The organism is Ruegeria sp. AF8 (assembly GCF_056541825.1).
In genome coordinates this window covers 1-2,881 of the sequence record NZ_JBQFYW010000056.1, presented here as the reverse complement: position 1 = coordinate 2,881, position 2,881 = coordinate 1, and the positions used below count along the sequence as shown (strand labels likewise).

The window sequence follows — 2,881 nt, the reverse complement described above, 5'->3', positions numbered from 1 at the left end:
CGGCCCCGACGGCAACGGCGAGGTCGAAGCCAAGGTCCGCGCCGAAGTCGCAGAACTCTGCGCCCGATTCCCCCTATATCCTAACCTCTGAACCAAGGACGTCTAATCATGAGTTTTTATTCCATCGAACAGGCGCCCGCGCGCCTCAACCGCAGCGAACTGGCCGTTCCGGGCAGTCAACCCGGCATGTTTGAGAAAGCCGCGAAATCCGATGTGGATGTGATCTTCCTCGATCTGGAAGACGCGGTCGCGCCGGACGAGAAGGAACAGGCGCGCAAGAACATCATTCAAGCCCTGAACGACATTGACTGGGGCAAAAAAACTATGTCCGTTCGCATCAACGGGCTGGATACCCATTACATGTATCGCGACGTGGTCGATGTCGTTGAGCAGGCGGGCGAGCGTCTGGACCTAATCATGATCCCGAAAGTGGGCACCGCCGCCGATGTCTATGCCGTCGACATGATGGTGACACAGATCGAGGACGCCAAGGGATACAAAAAGCGGATCGGGTTCGAACACATCATCGAAACCGCGTTGGGCATGCAGAATGTCAGCGAAATCGCGGCCGCATCCAAGCGCAATGAAAGCCTGCATTTTGGCGTGGCGGACTATGCCGCCTCTACCCGCGCGCGGACGACGATCATCGGTGGCGTGAATCCGGATTATTCGGTGCTGACCGACCCGGATGCCGAGGCCAACCGGACGACCCATTGGGGCGATATGTGGCACTATGCGCTGGCTCGCATGGTGGTTGCCGCTCGTGCTAACGGTCTGCGCCCGATCGATGGACCGTTCGGCGATTTCCAGGACCCGGACGGCTATCGCGCCGCCGCCAAGCGTGCAGCAGTTCTGGGTTGCGAAGGTAAATGGGCCATCCACCCCAGCCAGATCGCTCTGGCCAACGAGGTCATGTCGCCCAACGATGCCGAAGTGACCAAAGCGCAGCGGATTCTTGTCGCCATGGCAGAAGCCGAGGCCGCAGGCAAGGGTGCCGTGTCGCTGGATGGCCGTCTGATCGACTATGCCTCGATCCGTCAGGCCGAGGTCATGGTGGAAAAGGCCCGGCAGATCGCCGCCGCCTGATCCACGATATCGTTGGTCTTGTACACGGCCAGACACCCGGCCTGTTCGCATTCTACCGACCGCGGCCGCTTGTCTGACGGGATCGGAAACTCCCGTTGTCGCGGCGTCGCGTGGAGCGCGCGTCAGGGCCGGGTCAAAATCCGACAGCGCCGCCGGGGCGGTCACACACGTGACAAAACCTCGGCGGCGGACTGGCATTGCCTATCCACACGACATAGCCCTGCCTAGCAAAGGCGTATTCGACATTCGTCCCTTCTGCGCGGGCCTTGGCGGCAAAACCGTCACGGATCACCCACGGCTGCCTAAGGCCGGTTGTGCACGGTAAAACCGTGGGCCACAGCGATGCTTGCCGATGTCAGGCAATATAGTGGATCATCCAGGCAGATCTGTCGTCACTGTCAGATAGGACTTGCGTGCAGCTTCGCTGCGGATATCCCACAAGACCGGGGTACCCTTGGCGATGATCCAGCTGTCGCCGAGGCCATAGACGACGGTTTCGCCGGTGGCTTCATTGGTCAACGCTACCTCGCCGTCCAGCAGGGTTGCATGTTCATGAAACTGATAGGTTATGCGGTATTTTCCTCTGGTCACAGAGTATTGACCGCCAAAGACCGGATCCTCGGGGCTGCCGAGATCGAAGCTGCCAGCGCATTTGGGTGCGCCTTCGGCGGTTTCGACGCCAATATCCTCGGGCGATCCCCAGGCGTCAAATTCCGGGCGAGGCATGGTTTTCAGATAGGCCATCATGGTCATTTCGCGAACTCCTCAGCCAGTCAGGTCTTCCAGAATTCGGCCCATCATCGCATCGCAGGCGGCAAGCTGGCGGTACTCGAAAGTTAGCTCCACGCGATCAGGCACGATGTTGAGCGCGGTGCCGCCGTTCATCCGGCCCACATGAACGGTCGAATAGGGCGCATCATAGGCAGTATCGCGGGCGCGGTGGGTGACGAAATCCTGTTGCAGCCTACACAGCTCCGCCAGGAAGTCCGCCGCCAGTTGCAGTGCGTTGACAAAATTCGGCGCCAGCGCCGAATGGCCGCTCTGAACGAGGCAGACCGCGCGCCACATACCCTTTCATATCCGTGGTGCCGCGGCCATAGACGCGGTCGCCTTCCCGCGTCAGGCGAAACGGATCGCGGGCCCGATCGCATGGGCCAACTGTGTGGGTCACCGCTATGCCCGCGAACTGGACGGGCCGGATATCGGCGACGCACTGCCATTCCGACGCGAAATCGCCGAACTGGCAAGGGACTAGGCTTGATCGACTCTGGGTTTGATCGTGTGGCCCTTTCGTCAAAACGAAAGGAAGCACTGCGGGCCATCGCAGTACTTTCTTGCGGCCCCCTCCATCTTGGGAACCGCTAGCCTGATTCAGCATCGTTGTTGTTGACAACAGTTGCCGATGTCCAAAGTGACTTGCATGCCCCGACTGAAGGACATTCGTTTCCCGCATGAGGTCATCGCACACGTTGTGTGGTTCAAATGGCTTCAATAGTGCTAACAAGGTTTCACACTGACCAACCCGGCAGCGGGAAAAGACTGTCGGGCGCTTCAGATCGTTCCGACAGGAACACAGGCTCTTCCCCGCATATGACCAGATCAATCCGATCTTTCGCCTCCATTGCCACAAACACTCCGCCGCGCAACAGCGCCAAAACCGATCCGATGCCTTTGGCCTTTGGATGAACTACGCTGTAGAAATGGCCGCCCGGGCCGGAGCCTTATCTGGTGACCCGGGACATGGTGGATCGGTTGGCGACGCTCTGCGCCAGTGTGATCTGTGTGCCGGTGCGGG

Annotated in this window: 3 protein-coding genes; 1 reads left to right on the top strand and 2 read right to left on the bottom strand. The window is 59.9% G+C overall.

The window, feature by feature from the left end; all coding sequences use genetic code 11:
* The first annotated feature begins 108 nt into the window (after window positions 1–108).
* A complete protein-coding gene (locus ACR0AO_RS25265; protein ID WP_480609733.1) occupies window positions 109–1,086 on the top strand; it encodes an HpcH/HpaI aldolase/citrate lyase family protein in 978 nt (325 codons plus the stop codon).
* Window positions 1,087–1,458: 372 nt separating this feature from the next.
* On the opposite strand, the gene ACR0AO_RS25260 is transcribed toward ACR0AO_RS25265, so the two are convergent.
* Both ACR0AO_RS25260 and ACR0AO_RS25255 read right to left on the bottom strand, forming a co-directional pair.
* A complete protein-coding gene (locus ACR0AO_RS25260; protein ID WP_480609730.1) occupies window positions 1,459–1,839 on the bottom strand; it encodes a cupin domain-containing protein in 381 nt (126 codons plus the stop codon).
* Between the two features lie 12 nt (window positions 1,840–1,851).
* Window positions 1,852–2,154: a peptidase dimerization domain-containing protein gene (locus ACR0AO_RS25255; protein WP_480609727.1), complete on the bottom strand. Its 303-nt coding sequence runs from the start codon at window positions 2,152–2,154 to the stop codon at window positions 1,852–1,854.
* Between the last annotated feature and the right edge of the window lie 727 nt (window positions 2,155–2,881).

What these genes read in the sequence shown, in the direction of transcription:
- ACR0AO_RS25260 (WP_480609730.1), bottom strand. Translation starts at nt 1,839, where the DNA reads ATGACCATGATGGCCTATCTGAAAACCATGCCTCGCCCGGAATTTGAC.
- ACR0AO_RS25265 (WP_480609733.1), top strand. Translation starts at nt 109, where the DNA reads ATGAGTTTTTATTCCATCGAACAGGCGCCCGCGCGCCTCAACCGCAGC.
- ACR0AO_RS25255 (WP_480609727.1), bottom strand. Translation starts at nt 2,154, where the DNA reads ATGTGGCGCGCGGTCTGCCTCGTTCAGAGCGGCCATTCGGCGCTGGCG.